This window comes from Methylobacterium sp. CB376, assembly GCF_029714205.1.
In the GTDB taxonomy this organism is placed as follows: Bacteria; Pseudomonadota; Alphaproteobacteria; order Rhizobiales; family Beijerinckiaceae; genus Methylobacterium.
This window is the reverse complement of sequence record NZ_CP121648.1, coordinates 2,473,973-2,493,572: the sequence shown is the minus strand read 5'-3', so window position 1 is coordinate 2,493,572 and position 19,600 is coordinate 2,473,973. Positions and strand designations below refer to the sequence as shown.

The window sequence follows — 19,600 nt, the reverse complement described above, 5'->3', positions numbered from 1 at the left end:
GGGCGGCGCGATGAGCCGGTTCATCGCCGGGCGGCTCGCCGCCACGCTGCCGGTGATGGGCGTGGTGGCGGTGGTGGTGTTCGCGCTCCTGCGCCTCGCCCCCGGCGACCCGGCCGCGATCCTGGCCGGGGACGCCGCGAGCCCCGAGCAGATCGCCGCGATCCGCGCCCGGCTCGGGCTCGACGCGCCGGTGCTGCAGCAATTCGGCACCTGGCTCTGGCGCCTGCTGCACGGGGATCTCGGCACCTCGATCATCTCGAACCAGCCGGTGACCCGGCTCATCGGCGAGCGCATCGAGCCGACCCTGGCGCTCGCCACCAGCACGATCCTGTTCGCCGTGATCGTCGCGGTGCCGCTCGGGGTGGTGGCCGCGTGGCGGCACGGCACCTGGATCGACCGCGGCGTGATGGCCTTCTCGGTGCTCGGCTTCTCGGTGCCGGTGTTCGTGCTCGGCTACCTGTGGATCTTCGGCGCCGCCATGAAGCTCGGGCTGCTGCCGGTCCAGGGCTATGTCGGCCCCTCGCAGGGGATCGGGCCCTTCCTCGAGCGGCTGATCCTGCCGACCCTGACCCTCTCGGTGATCTACGTCGCCCTGATCGCCCGGACCACGCGGGCGAGCGTGCTGGAGGTGCTGGGGGAGGATTACATCCGCACCGCCCGGGCCAAGGGCGTGAGCGAGCGCCGCGTGCTCGGCCGCCACGCCCTGCGCAACGCCGCCGTGCCGGTGATCTCGGTGATCGGCCTCGGCATCGCGCTCCTGATCAGCGGCGTCGTCGTCACGGAGAGCGTGTTCAACCTGCCCGGGCTCGGGCGCCTGACCGTCGACGCGGTGCTCTCGCGCGACTACCCGGTCATCCAGGGCCTGATCCTGTTCTTCTCCGGGCTCTACGTGCTGATCAACCTCGCCATCGACGTCGCCTACCTGCTGGTCGACCCGAGGATCCGCTATTGAGCGCCGCGGCCGCCCCCGTCCCCGCGCGCTCCCCGGCCCTGCGCCATCCGGGCGTGCTGTTCGGCCTCGCGGTGCTCGCGCTGGTGCTGGCCGCCGCCCTCGCGGCGCCCTGGCTCGGCACCCTCGACCCGATCCAGCTGCGCCCGCGCATGCGCCTGCGCCCGCCCTCGGGCGCCGCCTGGTTCGGCACCGACGCCTTCGGGCGCGACGTCTACAGCCGGGTCGTCTACGGGGCCCGGGTGTCGCTCGCCATCGGCGCGGCGGTGGCGGCGATCGCGGTGGCGGCCGGGCTCGCGATCGGCCTCGTCGCGGGCTTCGTGCGCTGGCTCGACGCGATCGTCATGCGGGTGATGGACGGGGTGATGGCGATCCCCTCGATCCTGCTCGCCATCGCCCTGGTGACGCTCTCGGGCGCCGGGATCGGCACCGTGATCGGGGCGATCGCGATCCCGGAGATCCCCCGGGTGGCGCGGCTGGTGCGCGGCGTGGTGCTGTCCGTGCGCGAGGAGCCCTACGTCGAGGCCGCGATCGGCGCCGGCACCCGGCTCGTCCCGCTGCTCTGGCGCCACGTCCTGCCGAACACCATCGCGCCGCTCATCGTCCAGGGCACCTACGTCTGCGCCTCGGCGGTGCTCACCGAGGCGATCCTGAGCTTCCTCGGGGCCGGCATCCCGACCGAGGTGCCGAGCTGGGGCAACGTCATGGCGGAGGGCCGCCAGAGCTTCCAGCTCGCCCCCTGGGTGATCCTCTTCCCGGGCCTCTGCGTCGCCGCGACGGTGCTCGCCGTCAACATCCTGGGCGACGGGCTGCGCGACGCCCTCGACCCGCGCCTCGCCCGCCGCGTCGGGAGCCTGCGATGACGGCGCCGGTCCTGGAGATCCGCGACCTCACGATCCCGCTGCCCCGCCTGTCCGATCGGGCCCACGCCGTCGAGGCGCTGAGCCTCGCGGTCGCGCCGGGGGAGATCCTCTGCGTCGTCGGCGAATCGGGCTCCGGCAAGTCGGTGACGGCCCACGCCGTGATGGGGCTGCTGCCCCCGATCCTGAGACCGTCGCGCGGCGCCATCCTGCTCCAGGGCGAGGACGTGCTGCGGGCGACGCCTACGCGCCTGCGCGCCCTGCGCGGCGGCCGGATGGCGATGGTGTTCCAGGAGCCGATGACGGCGCTGAACCCGGTCCTGACCGTCGGGGCGCAGATCGACGAGATCCTGGAGGCGCATGCCGGGCGCCTGAGCGCGGCCGAGCGCCGCGCCCGGGTGCTCGCCCTGATGGGCGACGTGCACCTGCCCGACCCCGCCCGGATGGCGGGGGCCTACCCGCACCAGCTCTCGGGCGGGCAGCGCCAGCGGGCGATGATCGCCATGGCGCTCGCCAACGATCCGGCGCTGCTCATCGCGGACGAGCCGACGACCGCCCTCGACGTCACCACCCAGGCCCAGATCCTGCGGCTGCTGCGCGAATTGCAGGCCCGGCGGGGGACCGGGATCCTGTTCATCACCCACGATTTCGGGGTGGTCGCGGAGATCGCCGACCGGGTCGCGGTGATGCGGGGCGGCCGCCTCGTCGAGACCGGCCCCGCCCGCGCGGTCCTGCGCCGGCCGCAGGATCCCTACACGCGGATGCTGATCGCGGCGGTGCCCTCCGCGGTGCCGCCCCCGCCGCGCCGCCGCCCGCCCGCTACGGACCCGGTCCTGGCCGTGCGGCGGCTGGAGAAGACCTATGGCGGGGGGCTGCTCGGGCGCGCCGGGCGCCACGTGCGCGCGCTCGACGGCGTCGGCCTCGCCCTCCAGCCCGGCGAGACCCTCGGCATCGTGGGCGAGTCGGGCTCGGGCAAGTCGACGCTCGCCCGCTGCATCGCCCGCTTCGTCGATCCGAGCGGCGGCGAGATCCGGCTCGACGGGACCGACATCGCCCGGCTCTCGGGGCGGGCCCTCCACCCGTACCGGCGGCGGGTGCAGGTGATCTTCCAGGACCCCTACCGCTCCCTCAACCCGCGCCGGACCGTGGGGCAGTCGATCACCGAGGGACCGCGCAATTACGGCCTGCCGCGGGAGGAGGCCCTCGCCCGGGCGCGGCGGCTGGTCGGCCTCGTCGGCCTCGACGCGGGCGCGCTCGACCGTTTCCCGCACGAATTCTCCGGCGGCCAGCGCCAGCGCATCGCCATCGCGCGGGCGCTCGCCATGGAGCCGGACCTGCTCATCGCCGACGAGGCGGTCTCGGCCCTCGACGTCTCGGTCCAGGCGCAGGTGCTCGACCTGCTGGAGGCGGTGCGCGAGCGGCTCGGCCTCGCGATCCTGTTCATCACCCACGACCTGCGGGTGGCGGCGCGGCTCTGCGACCGGCTGATCGTGATGCGGGACGGGCAGGTGGTCGAGGAGGGCGAGACCGCCGCGCTGTTCGCGGCGCCGCGCCACGCCTACACCCGCGCCCTGTTCGCGGCGGCGCCGGGCGGGGCCGCGCTCGCGGCGGGGGAGGCGTCGCGGAACACACCCACGGGGCGCCGCTGAGGGGCGGCGGGCCTGACGCGGATGGCTCCTCTCGGGCCTCCAGCGGGAATGTGGGCAGATGACGGCTTCCGAGAGCAGCGCGACGCTTCACGATACGATCGAGCGGGTCGTTCGCGACGAACGCGGCCGCTTCGGCGTGCACACGTCGCAACGATCGAGGCCGAGGATGCGGATGGTGAGGAGGCCATTCTGGTCCTTGTGCAGTTGAGGGCCGGCCTCCACGAAGAACCGCGTCGCCTTCGCCGTGCTGCTCCCGCTGAGGGCGCGGACCTCCTGAATCGTCGGACCGCGGCGCCCATCTCACCGGAGAGCGACCCCGCGTTCCGCCCGCGGACGCGGCGACGCCGTGCGCGTCCATCCGCCGCCGGCGGGCGTTATCCCCAGAGCCCCTCCCCCGACTGAAGTTCGATCGCCACGGGTCGCCTAAGCCACATGACCTATATATGCTCGGGTGACCGAGGGGGGATGATCATGGAGGCGAGACGTTGAGCTCGGCCGCGCGGCTGCCCGAGACGGTCGAGTTGACCGCTTGCGACCGGGAACCGATCCACATCCTCGGGACCATCCAGCCCCACGGATTCCTCCTCGCGGTCCAGGGACCGGACCTGCGCATCGTGCAGATCAGCGACAACGTGCCGGATCGGTCGGGCCGGCCGGTCGCCGCGCTGCTCGGCCAGCCCCTGCGGGAGGCTTTCCCGGAACTGCGCGACGCGGTCGCGTCCGGCATGGCCGAGCACGCGGAGCGCGAGGGCGCGCGCTACCTGCGCACCCTCACCCTCGCCAACCGGGCCGGCCCGACCGCGTACGACCTCGCGCTGCATCGCTCCGAAGGACTCATCGTCCTCGAACTGGAGGAATCCTCCGAGGCCGCGGGCACGGATGCGAGCCTGGACGCGCTCCATCCCCGGCTCAACGCCTTCGTGGAGGGGCTGCACGGGGCGGGTTCGGTGCCCGAGCTCTGCGCACTCCTGGCCCGGGACATCCGCCACATCACGGGGTTCGACCGCGCCCTGGTCTACCGCTTCGACCGGGACTGGAACGGTACGGTCGTGGCCGAGGACGGCAACGGCGTCCTGCCCTCCTACCTCGACCTGCGCTTCCCCGCCTCCGACATCCCGGCCCAGGCCCGCGAACTCTACCGGCGCAACCGCCTGCGCATCATCCCGGACGCGGCCTACGCGCCCGTCCCGATCCGCCCGACGCTGACCCCGTCGAGCGGGCGCCCCCTCGACCTCAGCCAGTCGATCCTGCGCAGCGTCTCGCCCGTCCACGTCGAGTACATGCGCAACATGGGCACGATGGCCTCGATGTCGGTCTCGATCCTGGTCGACGGGGCGCTCTGGGGGCTGATCTCCTGCCACAACAAGATTCCGCGCCGGGTACCCCTGCAGGCCCGCAACGCCTGCGACTTCCTCACCCGGATCTTCGCCCTGCAGCTCGCCTCCAAGGAGCGCGGCGCCCTGGCGGAGCAGCGCCTGCGCCTCGGCGGCATCGCGGCCCGGCTCCTCGGCCACATGGCCGAGGAGGAGAGCTTCCTGGACGGGCTGCTGCGCCACCCGGAGGACGTGCTCGCCCTCGCGGACGCGGCGGGCGCGGCGATCGTCACCGGCGAGCAGTGCCGGCTGCTCGGCGAGACGCCCGGCGAGGACGCGGTGCGCGGCCTCTACGCCTGGCTCGCCCACGCCCATCCGGACGAGGACGTGGTCGTCACCGACGCGCTCGGCGAGGCCCTGCCCGAGGCCCGCATCCACGCGGCCCGGGCGAGCGGACTCCTGGCGATCTCGATCTCGAAGAGATACGCGAGCTACGTCCTCTGGTTCAGGCCCGAGGTGGTGCGCACCGTGCGGTGGGGCGGCAACCCCGCCAAGCCCGCCACCCGCAACGAGGCCGACGGCTCCGTCCGGCTGCATCCGCGCCGCTCCTTCGAGATCTGGAAGGAGACCGTGCAGGGCCGCTCGCTGCCGTGGTCGGAGGCCGAGATCGACGCGGCCAAGGACCTGCGCGCGGCGGTGCTCGGGATCGTGCTGCGCCGGGCCGAGGAGCTCGCCGCCATGACCGACGAGCTGACGCGCTCCAACAAGGAGCTCGAGGCCTTCTCGTACTCGGTGAGCCACGACCTGCGCGCGCCGTTCCGCCACATCGTCGGCTACTCGGAACTCCTGCGCTCGCGGGAGGGCGACCGGCTCACCGAGAAGGGGCGGCACTACGTCGACACGATCATCGAGGCCGCCTTCTCGGCCGGGACCCTGGTCGACAACCTGCTCACCTTCTCGCAGATGGGGCGCAACGCCCTCAACCGGGTCTCCGGCGACATGAACCTCCTGGTGGAGGAGGTGCGGCGCAAAGTGATGCGCGACGTGCCCCCGGAGCGCAGCATCCGCTGGCAGGTGGGCTCCCTCGGGCGGGTCTATGCCGACCCGCTGATGCTGCGCCTCGTGGTGGAGAACCTGCTCTCCAACGCCGTGAAGTACACGCGCGGCCGCGACGAGGCGGTGATCGAGGTCGGCCGCGGCCCGGACGCCGAGGGCGAGGCGATTTTCTTTGTGCGCGATAATGGCGTGGGCTTCGATATGGCCTATGTGAACAAGCTGTTCGGCGTGTTCCAGCGGCTGCATCGCGTCGAGGAGTTCGAGGGAACGGGGATCGGCCTCGCCAATGTCCGCCGCATCGTCGAGCGGCACGGCGGCCGGACCTGGGCGGAGGGCTCGCTCGGCGCGGGCGCCACGTTCCACTTCACCCTGCCCACCCGCCCGGAGGCCCGGCACCGTGGCTGATCTGAAGCCGATCCTCCTGGTGGAGGACAATCCCAACGACATCGAACTGACCCTGGCGGCCCTGGACAAGAGCCAGCTCGCCAACGAGATCGTGATCTGCCGCGACGGCGCGGAGGCGCTCGACTACCTCTTCCGGCGCGGCCGCTACGAGGACCGGGACCCGCGCGACCCGGCCGTGGTGCTGCTCGACCTGAAGCTGCCCAAGGTCGACGGGCTCGAAGTGCTCGCCGCCGTGAAGGGCGACGCGCGGATGCGCCTCGTCCCGATCGTCATGCTGACCTCCTCCCGGGAAGAGACCGACCTCGTGCGCTCCTACGAACTCGGGGTGAACGCCTTCGTGGTGAAGCCCGTGGGGTTCAAGGAGTTCTTCGAGGCGATCCAGGACCTCGGCGTGTTCTGGGCCGTGCTCAACGAGCCGCCGCCGCGCAAGGGAGGTTGGCCATCGAACGCCTGACGGACGGCTCCCTCGGCGACGGGCCGCTGCGCATCCTCCTGCTGGAGGACAGCGACCTCGACGCCGAATTGCTGTGCGTCGTCCTCGACGACGCGCGGATCGACCACGCGATCGAGCGGGTGATGACCCGGGAGGCCTTCGAGGCCGCCGCCGCCCGAAGCGGCAGCGACCTCATCCTCGCCGATTACGTGCTGCCGGCCTTCGACGGCCTGAGCGCCCTCACCATCGCCCGCCGGCTCTGCCCGGACATCCCCTTCGTGTTCGTCTCCGGCACGCTCGGGGAGGACGTGGCGGTGGAGGCCCTGAAGAACGGCGCCACCGACTACGTCACCAAGCAGCGCCTCGACCGGCTGCCGCGCGTGCTGATCCGCGCCCTGGCGGAGGCCCGGGCGCTCGCGGAGAGGCGGGCGGCCGAGCAGGCCCTGCGCGACCTCAACGAGACCCTGGAGGCGCGGGTGGCCGCCCGCACGGCCGAACTCGCCGCCGCCAACCTCGCGCTCCAGTCGCAGATCGTCGAGCGCGAGCGGGCCGAGGAGGCGCTGCGGCAGGCCCAGCGCCTGGAGGCGATCGGCCAGCTGACGAGCGGCGTCGCCCACGACTTCAACAACCTCCTCACCGTGATCGTCGGCAATATCGAGTTCCTGGAGCCGCTCGCCACCGACGAGCGCACGCGCCGGCGCCTCGCGATGATGCGGGGGGCGGCCGAGCGGGGGGCGCGGCTGACCTCGCAGCTCCTGGCCTTCTCGCGCCGCCAGCGCCTCGAGCCGACGCCGGTCCAGCTCAACCAGACGGTGGCGGCGATGCGCGACCTCCTGCAGAGCTCGATCGGCGGGGCGGTCCGCATCGAGACCTCGCTGCAGCCCGATCTCTGGCCGGCCCTGGTCGACGCGACCCAGATCGAACTCGTCATCCTCAACCTCTGCATCAATGCCCGGGACGCGATGCCGGTGGGGGGCGGGCTCACCATCGAGACGGCGAATGTCCGCCTCCTCGACGAGCCCCACCGCGCCGAGGAACCACCGCCCGGGGACTACGTGATGGTGGCGGTCTGCGACACGGGATCGGGCATCCCGCCCGCCGTGCTGGCGCGGGTCTTCGAGCCCTTCTTCACCACAAAGGAGGTCGGCAAGGGCTCGGGCCTCGGCCTCGCCCAGGTCTACGGCTTCGCCAAGCAATCGGGCGGGGGCGTGCGCATCGACACGCGGGTCGGCGAGGGCACCTCGGTGAAGGTCTACCTGCCGCGGGCCGCCCTGCCGGGGCTCGTGGCGGAACGCGCGCCGCTGCGCCCGGCCGGCGCCGAGATCGGGCGGGACGGGCGGGCGCCGGTGCTGCTCGTGGTGGACGACGACAGCGCGGTGCGGGAGGTGACGGCCGCCAAGCTCGGCGGCCTCGGCTACGCGGTGCGCGAGGCCGGCTCGGGGCTCTCGGCCCTCCAGGCGCTGGAGCGCGACGGGCCGGTCGACGGCGTGGTGCTCGACTTCGCCATGCCGGGCATGAACGGCGCCGAGGTGGCGGCCGAGATCGGCCGGCGCTGGCCGGGCCTGCCGGTGCTGTTCGTGACGGGCTTCGCCGACACCGAGGCGCTGCAGGCGATCGGCATGGCGGGCGAGGAGCGCATCGTCCAGAAGCCGTTCCGCGACGGCGAGCTCGAGCGCAAGGTGGCCGCCCTCGCCCGGCCGCGCCCGGCCCTGCGCCTCGTGGCGCTCGGCGCGCCGGCGCCCCGCGCCCCCGGGGTGGCGCGCGCCTGAGCCGGACCCGCGTCCGGCTCACCCCGCGGCGCGCAGCCGGTCCTGCGCCGCCTCCGCCTCGTGGAACCGGTAGGTGTTCCGGCCCCCGCCCTTCGCCCGGTAGAGCGCCACGTCGGCCCGGCGGATCAGATCGTCCTCGTCGAGCCCGTCCTCCGGCGCGACCGCGATGCCGATGCTCACCCCGACGACGACCTGCATCTCCTTCAGCCGCAGGGGCTCGCGCACGGCGTCGATCAGCCGCTCGGCGACCCGGCCGGAGCGCTCGCGCGGCTGGTGGCCCGGCAGCAGCACGGCGAACTCGTCGCCGCCCAGGCGCGCGACCGTGTCGCTCGCCCGCAGGGTCGCCCGGATGCGGTCCGCCACCTCGCGCAGGAGCGCGTCGCCGATCGGGTGGCCGAGGCTGTCGTTGACCGCCTTGAAGCCGTCGAGATCGAGGCAGAGCACCGCGCAGGGGACGCCGCGGCTGCGGGTCTCGGCGAGGTGGCGCGCGAGGCGCTCCTGGAACAGCAGGCGGTTGGGCAATCCGGTGAGCGGGTCGTGGCTCGCCAGATGGGCCGCGCGCGCCTCGGCCTCCTTGCGGTGCGTGATGTCGAGATGAGTCCCCACCATCGTGAGCGGCGCGCCGGCCGGGCTGCGGCGCATCACCCGGCCGCGGGCGAGGATCCACGCGTAGGTGCCGTTCCGGTGCCGCAGCCGCTGCTCGCAGACGAAGGCGGGCTCGCGCCCCTCGAGATGGGCGGCGAGCTGCCGCAGCACCCGCGGGCGGTCCTCCGGATGGCAGAGCTGCTCCCAGCTCTCCCGCGTCCCGGCGAGTTCCCCCGGCGCGTAGCCGAGCATCGCCAGCCAGCGGTCCGAGAACCAGATCTCCCCGCTCGCCAGGTTCCAGTCCCAGTGCCCGTCGGTGCCGCTGTCGAGGGCGAAGGCGAGGCGCTCCTCGCTCGCCCGCAGCGCCGCCGCGCTGGCGCGCAGGGCCGCTTCCGCGCGGCAGCGCTCGGTCACCTCCTCGTAGGTCGCGAGGAAGCCCCCGTCGGCGACCTGCGCGTGGGAGATCGCCACGATCCGATCCGGCGCCACCGCCTGGTGGTAGAGGGGAGACGGCCCGGATCGGCCGGCGCCGCCGTGGAAGGCCGCGAGGGCGTCCCGCTCGCCCTGCGTGGGGCAGAGCGCCCGCAGCACCTCCTCCAGCGTATCGCCGACGGCGAGGTCGTCGGGACCGAGCCGGTAGATCTCCCGCACGCGCCGGTTCGCGATGACGAGCCGGCCGGCGGGATCGAACAGGCACAGGCCCTGCGACATTGCCGCGAGGGCGGCGTCGAACTGCGCCGTCTGGCGCGTGAGATCCTCCTCGCGCCCGCGGAGCGCCCGGTTGGCGAGCCGCAGCCGCTCGGCCACCAGCGCCGCCGCCGCGAAGCCGAGGATCGTCGTCGCGGTGACGACGATGCCGAGGGCGAGCGGGCCGCCGCGCTGCTCCCGGCGCGGCGCGGCCGCCTCCGGACCCGCGCCCGCCGCGGGGCTCGCGGCCAGGGAGAGCGCCGCGAGCCCGGCCGCGGCCCGCGCGGCCGCACCGCGCCGCGGCCGGGCCGGCTCGCCGGGACGGCCGAGGCAGAGGCCTGCCGCCACGCGGGCGATGAGCGGCACCCGTCCGTGGTGCCGCCCGGTCGAGCAGAGGATGTCGCGCCCCATATCCGCCGTGTTCCGCCATCGAGCCGAGCCCGAGGCGTAGCGGCCAGCCATTAACATCCGATCATTCACTCAAATTCGAGTAAGTCTCGGTGCGGGAATACGATGGATTTTGATCCTAACTCAGCAATGGCAAGCAACACAGCGCAATATTTAACCAGACTATCGGCCATTCCGACGGCGAATTCGTTGGGAATGGAAGTGCTGCGCGACCGATCCGAGCAGTCGCGGGCGCGCGGAGCGGCCGAACCGCGATGACGACGGGCGGCCCCGCCCGGGCGCGGCGAGGCGCCCATCTCGGTCCGGCCGAGCGGCGTCGGCCCAGCGCCCCCGCCGTCGCCGGAGACTGACGATGGATCCTCGGACCCGGTCGCGCAGGGGACGTGCACGACTTCCGGCGATCGCGTCGGCGCGGCCGACGGCAATGTTCGGGTGATGTGCTGACCGCACCCTGACCGCTCATCCCGTCTCACCGGATCACCGTTCGGGCTGCTTCGAGGCTCGCGTTGCGCGCACCTCAGCAGGGGGAACGGTGCGAGGGCGATCGGCGTCCGGCCGCATGGCCCGGTCTTCGCGGTCGATCCAGGCCCTCGACCTCGTGCAAGCCGTCATCCCGGCAGGGTCGTCCTGCCGGGGGTCGAGGGATGGTCGACCGCTCACCCCTCGGTCGCCAGGAGCGCCGCGTCGCCCCCGGCCGCGGCGGTGTTGACCGTGACGGTCTGCTCGGTGGCGAAGCGCGCGAGGTAGTGCGGCCCGCCGGCCTTCGGACCCGTGCCGGAGAGGCCGCTGCCGCCGAAGGGCTGCACGCCCACCACCGCCCCGATGATGTTGCGGTTGACGTAGACGTTGCCGGTGGAGAGCCGGTCCACCACCCGGGCGACCGTCGCCTCGATGCGCGAATGGACGCCGAGGGTGAGCCCGTAGCCGGTGGCCTCGATCGCCTCCAGGACCCGGTCGAGATCCGCCGCCGCGTAGCGGGCGACGTGCAGGATCGGCCCGAACACCTCCTCGCGCAGGGCTTCGGGACCGGGGATCTCGTAGATCTGGGGCGCCACGTAGAAGCCGCCCGCCGGGGCCTCGCCGACGTGGTGCGGGCGGGCCGAGCGCCGCATGGCGGCCGCGTGCGCGTCGAGCCGCGCCTTGGCCTCCCCGTCGATCACCGGGCCGATCTGCACGGCCGGGTCGCGGGGATCGCCGAGGCGCAGCTCCCGGGCCGCGCCCGCGATCATGCGGATCATCCGGTCGGCGACGTCCTCCTGCACCAGGAGCAGGCGCAGGGCCGAGCAGCGCTGACCGGCGGAGCGGAAGGCCGAGGTGACGACGTCGTCCGCGACCTGCTCGGGCAGGGCCGTCGCGTCGACCAGCATCGCGTTGATGCCGCCGGTCTCGGCGATCAGCGGCACGATCGGGCCGTCCTTGGCGGCGAGCGCGCGGTTGATGGCGCGCGCCACCTCGGTCGAGCCCGTGAAGGCGACGCCCGCCACGGCCGGATGGGCGACGAGCCGCGCGCCCACCGCGCCGTCCCCGGGCACGAACTGCAGGGCGGCGGGCGGGATGCCGGCGCCGTGGAGGAGGCGCACGGCCTCGGCGGCGACGAGGGGGGTCTGCTCGGCGGGCTTGGCCACCACGGCGTTGCCGGCCATCAGGGCCGCGGCGACCTGCCCGGTGAAGATGGCGAGCGGGAAGTTCCAGGGCGAGATCGCCACGAACACGCCCCGGCCGCGCAGGGCGAGGCGGTTGCTCTCCCCGGCCGGCCCCGGCAGGGCGAGGGGCTCGCCGAACAGGCGCCGTCCCTCGCAGGCGTAGTAGCGGCAGAAATCCACCGCCTCGCGCAGCTCGGCCTGGGCGTCGTCGAGGGTCTTGCCGGCCTCGGCCTGGAGCAGGTGGAGGAGCCGTCCGCGCGCCGCCTCCAGCGCGTCGGCGGCGCGGTCGAGCGCGGCGGCGCGGCTCTCGGCCGGCACGCGGCTCCAGCTCCGGAACCCCGCGCGCGCCGCCGCGACGGCCCGGTCGGCGGTCTCCGGGGAGGCTTCCGCGACGCGGCCGAGAGGGCCCCCGTCGATCGGGCTGAGGACCGGGCGCGCGGCCCCGGCCTCGGCGCGGCCGTCGACGAGCGGCGCGGCCTCGCCCGGGCCGGCGGCCGCGCGGATCTCGCCGAGCAGCGCCGCGAGGGCGCGCCGATCCCCGAACTCGACGCCCGCGGAGTTCGCACGGTCGGGGGCGAACAGGTCGCGCGCCCGGCGCAGACCCGCGTGGCGGGCCTGCTCGGGCGCGCCGACGCTCTCGGCCGGCCGGCGCAGCAGCGTCGCCACCGGCACCGCGGGATCCGCCGCCTGCGAGACGAAGGAGGAATTGGCCCCGTTCTCCAGGAGGCGGCGCACCAGGTAGGCGAGGAGGTCGCGGTGGCCCCCGACGGGCGCGTAGGTGCGGCAGGCCGTCCCGGGCACGGCCGCGAGCAGGTGCGCGTAGAGCGCCTCGCCCATGCCGTGCAGGCGCTGGAACTCGTAGCTGCCCGGATCGGGCCCCGCCCGCTCGACGATGGAGGCGACCGTGAGCGCGTTGTGGGTGGCGAATTGCGGGAAGAGCCGCGGCCGGTGCGCCAGCAGCCGCTCGGCGGCCGCGAGGTAGTTCAGGTCCGTCATGCTCTTGCGGGTGAAGACGGGGAAGTCGGCAAGCCCCCGCTCCTGGGCGCGCTTCACCTCGGTGTCCCAGTAGGCGCCCTTGACGAGGCGGACCATCAGGCGCCGGTCCAGGCGCTCGGCCAGCAGCGCCACGTGGTCGATCACCGCCAGGCAGCGCTTCTGATAGGCCTGGACCGCGAGGCCGAACCCGTCCCAGCCGGCGAGGGAGGGATCGGCCAGCACCGCCGCGACGACGTCGAGGGAGAGTTCGAGCCGGTCCGCCTCCTCGGCATCGACCGTGAAGTTGAGGTCGTGGGCGCGGGCCGCCCGCGCCAGGGAGAGCAGCACCGGCACGAGTTCGTCCATCACCCGGCCGCGGCTCAGGGGCTCGTAGCGCGGGTTCAGGGCCGAGAGCTTGACCGAGATGCCGGGCCGGTCCGGCAGCGGCCGGTTGCCGGCGGCGCGGCCGATCGCCTCGATCGCCGCCCGGTAGGCCTCCGCGTAGCCGGCCGCGTCCTCGGCCGTGCGCGCCCCCTCCCCGAGCATGTCGAAGGAGTAGCGGTAGAGCCGGCCCTGACCGCTGCCGGCGCGCTTGAGCGCCGCCTCGATCGTCTCGCCGAGGACGAAGTGGTTGCCCATCACCCGCATGGCCTGGCGCGCGGCCTGGCGCACGGCGGGCAGGCCGAGGCGGCGGGCGAGGCCGTGCAGGATGCCCTCGGGGGTCTCGCCGGGCTGGATGATCCGGGCCGAGAGGCCGAGGGCCCAGGCGGAGGCGTGGACGAGCAGCGCCTCCGAGCGGGTGGCGTGGAGGTCGAAGCCCCCGAGCCGCAGCTTGTCCTCGATCAGCCGGTCGGCGGTGGCGGCGTCCGGCACCCGCAGCAGCGCCTCGGCCAGCACCATCAGGGCGAGGCCCTCCTTGGTGGACAGCGCGTATTCGCGCAGCAGCGCCTCGACGCCGCCGATCCGCCCGGCCTCGGCCCGGATCGCCCCGACGAGGTCGCGGGCGAGGGCATCGACCCGCGCCTCGCGGGAAGGCGGCAGGGCGGCGCCCGCGAAGAGGGCGCGCGCGAGGGCGACGTCGTCGGAGGCGTAGGGGGCCTGGAAGAGCGGAAGCGGGGCGGGCATCGGGGGGACCCTGGGAGAGCGGCGAGTCCCAGCCTAACCCCGGTGACGCCGCCGTTCGACGGCGATAAACCCGGCCGAGGCGCCGGATCGGCGGCAATAGGAGCATTCGGCCGTGACATCCGCGGGAGGACTCGACCGCACCGACAGGCGGATCCTCGGCGTGCTGCAGCGGGAGGGGCGGATCGCCACCGTGGACCTCGCGGAGCGGATCGGGCTGTCCCCGACCGCGACCGGGGAGCGGCTGCGGCGCCTGCAGAAGGAGGGGGTCATCACCGGCTTCGGCGCGCGGCTCGACCCGCACCGGCTCGGCCTCAGCCTCCTCGTCTTCGTGGAAGTCTCCCTCGACAAGACGACCCCGGACATCTTCGCGCGCTTCGCCGCGGCCGTGCGGCGGGCGCCGGAGGTGCTGGAGTGCCACATGGTCGGGGGCGGCTTCGACTACCTCGTCAAGACCCGGGTCGCCGACATGCCGGCCTATCGCCGCTTCCTCGGCGAGGTGCTGCTCGCCCTGCCGGGCGTGACCGAGACGCGCACCTACGCGGTGATGGAGGAGGTCAAGAGCGACGGCCTTCTGCCGCTGTAGGGCAGGTCTGTCCCCGCGAGCGTGACAAGGGCGCGCCGGGCTGGCAGGAAGGCGCGTCCGTTCCGGAGACTGCCGTGACGTCAGCCAATTCCCGCACCGCCGACCACCCGATCGATCCCCTCTTCCTCGAGCGCTGGTCGCCCCGCGCCTTCACGGGCGAGGCGCTGACGCGGGCCGACCTCCTCACCATGATCGAGGCGGCGCGCTGGGCCCCGTCGAGCTACAATTCGCAGCCCTGGCGCTTCGTCTACGCGCTGCGCGACACGCCCGAATGGGGCCCGCTCTTCGACCTGCTCGTGCCCTTCAACCAGGGCTGGGTGAAGGGCGCGGGGGCGCTGCTGTTCCTGGTCTCGAACCAGATGATGAACACCAAGGACGGGCTCCAGCCCTCCTGGAGCGCCTCCTTCGACACCGGCACCGCCTCGGCCCTGTTCCAGCTCCAGGCGATCAAGCTCGGCTGGCACGCCCACGGCATGACCGGCTTCGACAAGGAGCGGGCGCCGGTCGCGCTCAACCTGCCGGCGAACCACCGCGTCGAGGCCGCTTTCGCGGTCGGGCGCCGGTCCGATCCGGCGACGCTGCCGGAGGAGCTGCGCGCCCGCGAGACCCCGAACGGCCGCCACCCGATCGGCGACTTCGCCTTCGCGGGCGCCTTCCCGGCGCGCGAGGCGTGAGCGCGGCCGCCACCTACGAGGCGTTCCGCTCCGGGTTCCGCTGGCGGATCCCGGAGCGCTACAACATCGCGGTCGACGTCTGCGACCGCTGGGCGGCGGCGGATCCGCAGCGACCGGCCCTCCTCGACGTCTCGGCGGACGGCCGGGTCGAGACCTGGAGCTTCGCGGCCCTGCGCGAGGCCTCCGACCGCTTCGCCAACGCGCTCCGGGCGCTCGGAATCGCCCGCGGCGACCGGGTGGCGGTGCTGCTGCCGCAATCGCCCGCCGTGCTGATCGCGCATCTCGCGGTCTACAAGCTCGGGGCCGTGGCGCTGCCGCTCGCGGTGGTGTTCGGCCCGGACGCGCTCCTCCACCGCCTCGGCGATTCCGGGGCGAAGGCCGTCGTCACCCATGCGGGCGGGGTCGCCAAGCTCCTGCCCCTGCGCGACGCGCTGCCCGAGCTCGCCCTCGTCGTCTCGACGGACGGGCCGGGGGACGGCGCGCTCGGCTTCGCCGCGCTCCTGGAGGCCGCCGCGCCGGCCCTCGCACCGGTCGAGACCGGCCCCGACGACCCGGCGCTGATGATCTACACCTCGGGCACGACGGGGCCGCCCAAGGGCGCGCTCCACGGGCACCGGGTGCTGCTCGGCCACCTGCCGGGCTTCGCCATGATGCATGACTTCATGCCGCGCCCGGGCGACCGGATGTGGACCCCGGCCGACTGGGCCTGGGCCGGCGGCCTCCTCAACGCGCTGCTGCCGAGCCTGCATCACGGGGTGGCGGTGGTGGCGCGCAAGGCCGAGAAGTTCGAGCCCGAGGAGGCGCTGCGGCTGATCGCGGACCACGCGGTCGCCAACGCCTTCGTGCCGCCGACGGCCCTGCGGATGCTGCGCACGGTGGCGCGGCCGCGCGCCCGGTTCGACCTCTCGCGCCTGCGCACCCTCGCCTCGGCGGGGGAGATGCTCGGGCCGGAGACCTTCGCCTGGGCGCGGGACGCCCTCGGCCTGACGGTCAACGAGGCCTACGGCCAGACCGAGTGCAACCTCGTCCTGGCCTCCTGCGCGGCGCTCGGCCTCGCCCGGGCCGGCTCGACGGGCAAGCCCGTCCCGGGCCACCGGGTCGCGGTGATCCGCCCGGACGGGACGGCGGCGGATCCCGACGAGATCGGCCAGATCGCGGTGGCGCGGCCCGACCCGGTGATGTTCCTGGGCTACTGGCGCGACGAGGCGGCGACCGCGCGGAAATTCCTCGGTGACTGGATGACGACGGGCGACCAGGGGCGGGTGGACGCGGACGGCTACGTGCACTTCGTCGGGCGCGACGACGACGTCATCACCTCGTCGGGCTACCGGATCGGGCCGGGCGAGATCGAGGATTGCCTCCTGCGCCATCCGGCGGTGGCCCTCGCGGCGGCGGTGGGCAAGCCCGATCCGGTGCGGACCGAGATCGTCAAGGCCTTCGTGGTGCTGCGGCCCGGCTTCGCCGCCTCCGCCGCGCTGGCGACCGAGATCCAGGATTTCGTGCGCCGGCACCTCTCGGCCCACGAATATCCCCGCGAGATCGCGTTCCGCTCCAGCCTGCCGCTCACCACGACGGGGAAGATCATCCGGAGGGTGCTGCGGGACGAGGGCTGAGCCGGAGGTGGCCCGGCCCGGTCGGGAGGGCGGATCTCGGAGATCTCCCCCTCCTCACGCCGAGGCACGCGCGAAGCCGGCCTCGAAGCAGCCCGAACGCTCATCCAACCGGATCGGAGACCTCGCGGCCCTGCTCCGCGTCTCGCGTGTCGGGAGGATCCTCGATCGCCTCCGTCCGAGCACGGGAAGGAGGGAGAGCGCCGGACGCGCCCTCACCCCGCGCAGCGCGCCTCCGCCGTCAGCGCCCGCCGCACGGTCGCGCGCATGTCGGCCAGGGTGAAGGGCTTGGTGAGCACGTCCGACACGATGGCGTCGAGGCCGCGGGCGCGCTCGCGCTGGTCGGCGAAGCCGGTCATCAGCAGGATGGTGAGTTGCGGATAGTCGCGCTTGGCCGCCAGCGCCAGCGCGATGCCGTCCATCAGCGGCATGCGGATGTCGGTCAGCATCAGGTCGAAGGCGCCCTCCGCCTCCGACAGGCGGTCGAGCCCGTCGCTGCCGTCGACCGCCGTCACCACCGAATGCCCGTCCATCTCGAGGCCCCGCTTGAGAAAGCCCCGGATCGACTCCTCGTCGTCGACAAGCAGGATGGTCGCCATGTCCTTCAACTCTCGGCCGCGGGAGCGAATCGCTTCATCTTGTGTCAAGTCCGCGCAACAGCCAAGGTTTCACGCGGCCGGCGACGTTGCGGCGCGATCGAACAGGTCGGGCTCGCCGTCGCCGTAATCGACCAAGCCCACGAAGGGCAATTGCCGGAAGGCGTGCGCCACGTCCATCCCGTAGCCGACCACGAACACGTCCGGGCAGATGAAGCCGACGTAATCCGCGTCGATCGTCACGGCGCGCTTGCCGGGCTTCTCCAGCAGGACCGTGGTCAGCACCCGCCGGGCGCCGCGGGCCATCAGCAGGTCCTTGGCGTAGACGAGGGTGCGGCCCGATTCCAGGATGTCGTCGATCAGCAGGACGTCGCGGCCGCGCACCTCGCTCTCGACGTCGCGCAGGATCGCCACCTGACCGGAGGAGACCGTGGCGGCCCGGTAGCTCGACAGGTGGATGAACTCCACCTGCGGGCTGAGCCCGGCCCGGTGCAGGGCGCGGATCAGGTCGGCCGCGAACATGAAGCTGCCCTTGAGGACCGCGACGACCAGGAGATCCTTGAGCGGCTCGGCCGCGATGGCGCGCGCCATCTCCTCGTTGCGCTGCGCGATCGCCGCCTCCTCGAACAGGACGCGGACGCGGGGAAGGACCGGAGATGTCATCGGGTCTCATTCGTGGACGAAGGCTGCGTCCCTACGCTGACCGCAGAATTCTCCGTGTCAACCGCGGCGAATCGGACCAGGACGCGCCGCGCCCGGGCGGGGGGAGTCGCCAATTCGGCCCGAAACCGGGCCGATTCCTGCGGTTCGAGCCGCTCGCGCGGGGCCTCGGCGGTCCAGCGGTAGACGACCTGGCCGGCCTCGTCGCGCAGTTCCAGGGCGAGCGGCGGCACCGGGCGGGGAGTGGCGGCGGCGCTCACGAGGTCGCCCTCGACGACGAGCCGGCCCTCGGCCGCCCCCTCGGCCGGCAGCTGGAAGGCGACCACGTCGCGGAAATCGAGGCCGCGCAGGTTCACCGGCAGCCCGATGGCGGCGTAGAGGCGGGCGGTCTGCGGCAGGGCGCGCACCACGCCGGCGCGACCGATCACGGCGGCCCCGAGCAGGGCAAGGCCGAGGAGGAGGACGCAGCCCGCCAGGAACCGCAGCGGCGGCCGCGGCCCGGGGGCCGGGGGCGCGGCGGCGCGGGGGCGGCGGCGCGGCGGTGAACACCGCCTCGCCCGGGGGCGACAACTCCCCTGCCTCGGCACGCGGCGGGGCCACGAACCAGGAGGCGCGGCAGGCCGCGCAGCGCACCGTGCGCCCCTGCGGCCCGACGCGGTCGGGTGCGAGCCGGTACTCGGCCGCGCAGGCCGGGCAGACGATCAGCATGGCAACTCGCGACAAGACCTGCAGGGCCGGATATCCCCGGTTCTCTCGCGCCAGCGTTAAGGCATGGTAAAGCGGCCGGCGCCGGCGCGGCGCCTGCAGCGCGCGGTGCGTGCAGGGCCATGGGGCCGCGCGCAACGCCCGCGCAAGGTCCGGCGGGCAGGGACCGGGAGTGGCAATGGGGAGCGCATGGCAGCCGGACCATACAGGGTGACGGGCGAGAGCCTCCTCTCCGGGATGGAAGAACCCGTCGTCCGGTTCGAGAACGTGGGCATGCGCTACGGGCTCGGCCCCGAGGTGCTGAGCGACATCAGCTTCACGATCGCCCCGCACTCCTTCCAGTTCCTCACGGGCCCCTCGGGCGCCGGCAAGACGACGCTCCTGCGCCTGATCCTGCTCTCGGCGCGGCCGAGCCGCGGGCTCGTGTCGGTCTTCGGGGAGGAGGTGAGCGGCATCTCGAGCCGGGCGCTCACCGGCCTGCGGCGGCGGATGGGCGTCGTCTTCCAGGATTTCCGCCTGCTCGACCACCTCACCACCTACGAGAACGTGGCGCTGCCGCTGCGGGTGCAGGGCCGCGCGGAGGCGAGCTACCGGGCCGAGGTGGTGGAGCTGCTGCGCTGGGTCGGGCTCGGCGAGCGGATGCACGTGCTCCCTCCCCTGCTCTCGGGCGGCGAGAAGCAGCGCGCGGCGATCGCCCGCGCCCTCATCGCGCGTCCCGAATTGCTGCTCGCCGACGAGCCCACCGGCAACGTCGACCCGCAGCTCGGGCGGCGCCTGCTGCGGCTGTTCATCGAACTGAACCGCCTCGGCACGTCGGTGCTGATCGCGACCCACGACTACGCGCTGATGGACCTGGTCGATGCGAGGCGCCTCATCCTGGGCGACCGTCACCTGCGGATCGAGGAGTGAGCGCGC

General features: G+C 73.8%; 15 protein-coding genes and 1 pseudogene. 10 read left to right on the top strand and 6 right to left on the bottom strand.

The genetic code is table 11. The features are described 5' to 3' along the window. The first annotated feature begins 10 nt into the window (after positions 1-10). The 6 genes from QA634_RS11195 (at position 11) to QA634_RS11170 (ending at position 8,434) form a co-directional block, all read left to right on the top strand. Complete coding sequence (locus QA634_RS11195; protein ID WP_012332079.1) at positions 11-952, top strand: ABC transporter permease; 942 nt, start codon at positions 11-13, stop codon at positions 950-952. Next, positions 949-1,812 carry an ABC transporter permease gene (locus QA634_RS11190; RefSeq protein ID WP_283027491.1) on the top strand — a complete coding sequence of 288 codons (864 nt, stop codon included), beginning with the start codon at positions 949-951 and terminating at the stop codon, positions 1,810-1,812. The genes QA634_RS11195 and QA634_RS11190 overlap by 4 nt, the downstream gene beginning before the upstream one ends. Further along, positions 1,809-3,458: an ABC transporter ATP-binding protein gene (locus QA634_RS11185; protein WP_012332077.1), complete on the top strand. Its 1,650-nt coding sequence runs from the start codon at positions 1,809-1,811 to the stop codon at positions 3,456-3,458. The genes QA634_RS11190 and QA634_RS11185 overlap by 4 nt, the downstream gene beginning before the upstream one ends. A 485-nt stretch (positions 3,459-3,943) precedes the next feature. Continuing rightward, positions 3,944-6,232 (top strand): ATP-binding protein, encoded by a 2,289-nt coding sequence (locus tag QA634_RS11180; protein ID WP_012332076.1) that lies wholly within the window; start codon positions 3,944-3,946, stop codon positions 6,230-6,232. Beyond that, positions 6,225-6,686, top strand: a complete 462-nt coding sequence (locus tag QA634_RS11175) for a response regulator (protein ID WP_012332075.1) — start codon at positions 6,225-6,227, stop codon at positions 6,684-6,686. The genes QA634_RS11180 and QA634_RS11175 overlap by 8 nt, the downstream gene beginning before the upstream one ends. After that, complete coding sequence (locus QA634_RS11170) at positions 6,668-8,434, top strand: hybrid sensor histidine kinase/response regulator (RefSeq protein WP_012332074.1); 1,767 nt, start codon at positions 6,668-6,670, stop codon at positions 8,432-8,434. The genes QA634_RS11175 and QA634_RS11170 overlap by 19 nt, the downstream gene beginning before the upstream one ends. An 18-nt stretch (positions 8,435-8,452) precedes the next feature. On the opposite strand, the gene QA634_RS11165 is transcribed toward QA634_RS11170, so the two are convergent. Beyond that, complete coding sequence (locus tag QA634_RS11165; RefSeq protein WP_012332073.1) at positions 8,453-10,117, bottom strand: diguanylate cyclase domain-containing protein; 1,665 nt, start codon at positions 10,115-10,117, stop codon at positions 8,453-8,455. A 653-nt stretch (positions 10,118-10,770) separates the two neighbouring features. Continuing rightward, positions 10,771-13,857: a bifunctional proline dehydrogenase/L-glutamate gamma-semialdehyde dehydrogenase PutA gene (gene putA, locus QA634_RS11160; protein WP_012332072.1), complete on the bottom strand. Its 3,087-nt coding sequence runs from the start codon at positions 13,855-13,857 to the stop codon at positions 10,771-10,773. A gap of 112 nt (positions 13,858-13,969) precedes the next feature. On the opposite strand from putA, the gene QA634_RS11155 reads away from it, so the two are divergent. The 3 genes from QA634_RS11155 (at position 13,970) to QA634_RS11145 (ending at position 16,727) form a co-directional block, all read left to right on the top strand. Beyond that, positions 13,970-14,440 (top strand): Lrp/AsnC ligand binding domain-containing protein, encoded by a 471-nt coding sequence (locus QA634_RS11155; RefSeq protein ID WP_012332071.1) that lies wholly within the window; start codon positions 13,970-13,972, stop codon positions 14,438-14,440. 74 nt (positions 14,441-14,514) lie between these two features. Further along, a complete protein-coding gene (locus QA634_RS11150) occupies positions 14,515-15,114 on the top strand; it encodes a nitroreductase family protein (protein WP_012332070.1) in 600 nt (199 codons plus the stop codon). Further along, on the top strand, positions 15,111-16,727 hold the full coding sequence (locus QA634_RS11145; protein ID WP_012332069.1) for an AMP-binding protein: 1,617 nt from the start codon (positions 15,111-15,113) through the stop codon (positions 16,725-16,727). Before QA634_RS11150 ends, QA634_RS11145 begins: the two co-directional genes overlap by 4 nt. Positions 16,728-16,939: 212 nt before the next feature. Here the strand turns inward: QA634_RS11145 and QA634_RS11140 are convergent, their stop codons facing one another. The 4 genes and pseudogenes from QA634_RS11140 to QA634_RS11125 all read right to left on the bottom strand — a co-directional run. Continuing rightward, on the bottom strand, positions 16,940-17,323 hold the full coding sequence (locus QA634_RS11140; RefSeq protein WP_012332068.1) for a response regulator: 384 nt from the start codon (positions 17,321-17,323) through the stop codon (positions 16,940-16,942). A 69-nt stretch (positions 17,324-17,392) separates the two neighbouring features. Beyond that, the gene (gene hpt, locus QA634_RS11135) at positions 17,393-17,983 is read right to left on the bottom strand and encodes a hypoxanthine phosphoribosyltransferase (RefSeq protein WP_012332067.1); all 591 of its coding nucleotides are present in this window, start codon (positions 17,981-17,983) and stop codon (positions 17,393-17,395) included. Continuing rightward, complete coding sequence (locus QA634_RS11130; protein WP_283027490.1) at positions 17,980-18,408, bottom strand: DUF3426 domain-containing protein; 429 nt, start codon at positions 18,406-18,408, stop codon at positions 17,980-17,982. Before QA634_RS11130 ends, hpt begins: the two co-directional genes overlap by 4 nt. Before the next feature lie 223 nt (positions 18,409-18,631). Beyond that, positions 18,632-18,688 (bottom strand): annotated as a pseudogene (locus QA634_RS11125) (hypothetical protein); the annotation flags it as partial. A gap of 186 nt (positions 18,689-18,874) precedes the next feature. On the opposite strand from QA634_RS11125, the gene ftsE reads away from it, so the two are divergent. Next, on the top strand, positions 18,875-19,594 hold the full coding sequence (gene ftsE / locus QA634_RS11120) for a cell division ATP-binding protein FtsE (RefSeq protein WP_043701093.1): 720 nt from the start codon (positions 18,875-18,877) through the stop codon (positions 19,592-19,594). Positions 19,595-19,600 lie beyond the last annotated feature (6 nt).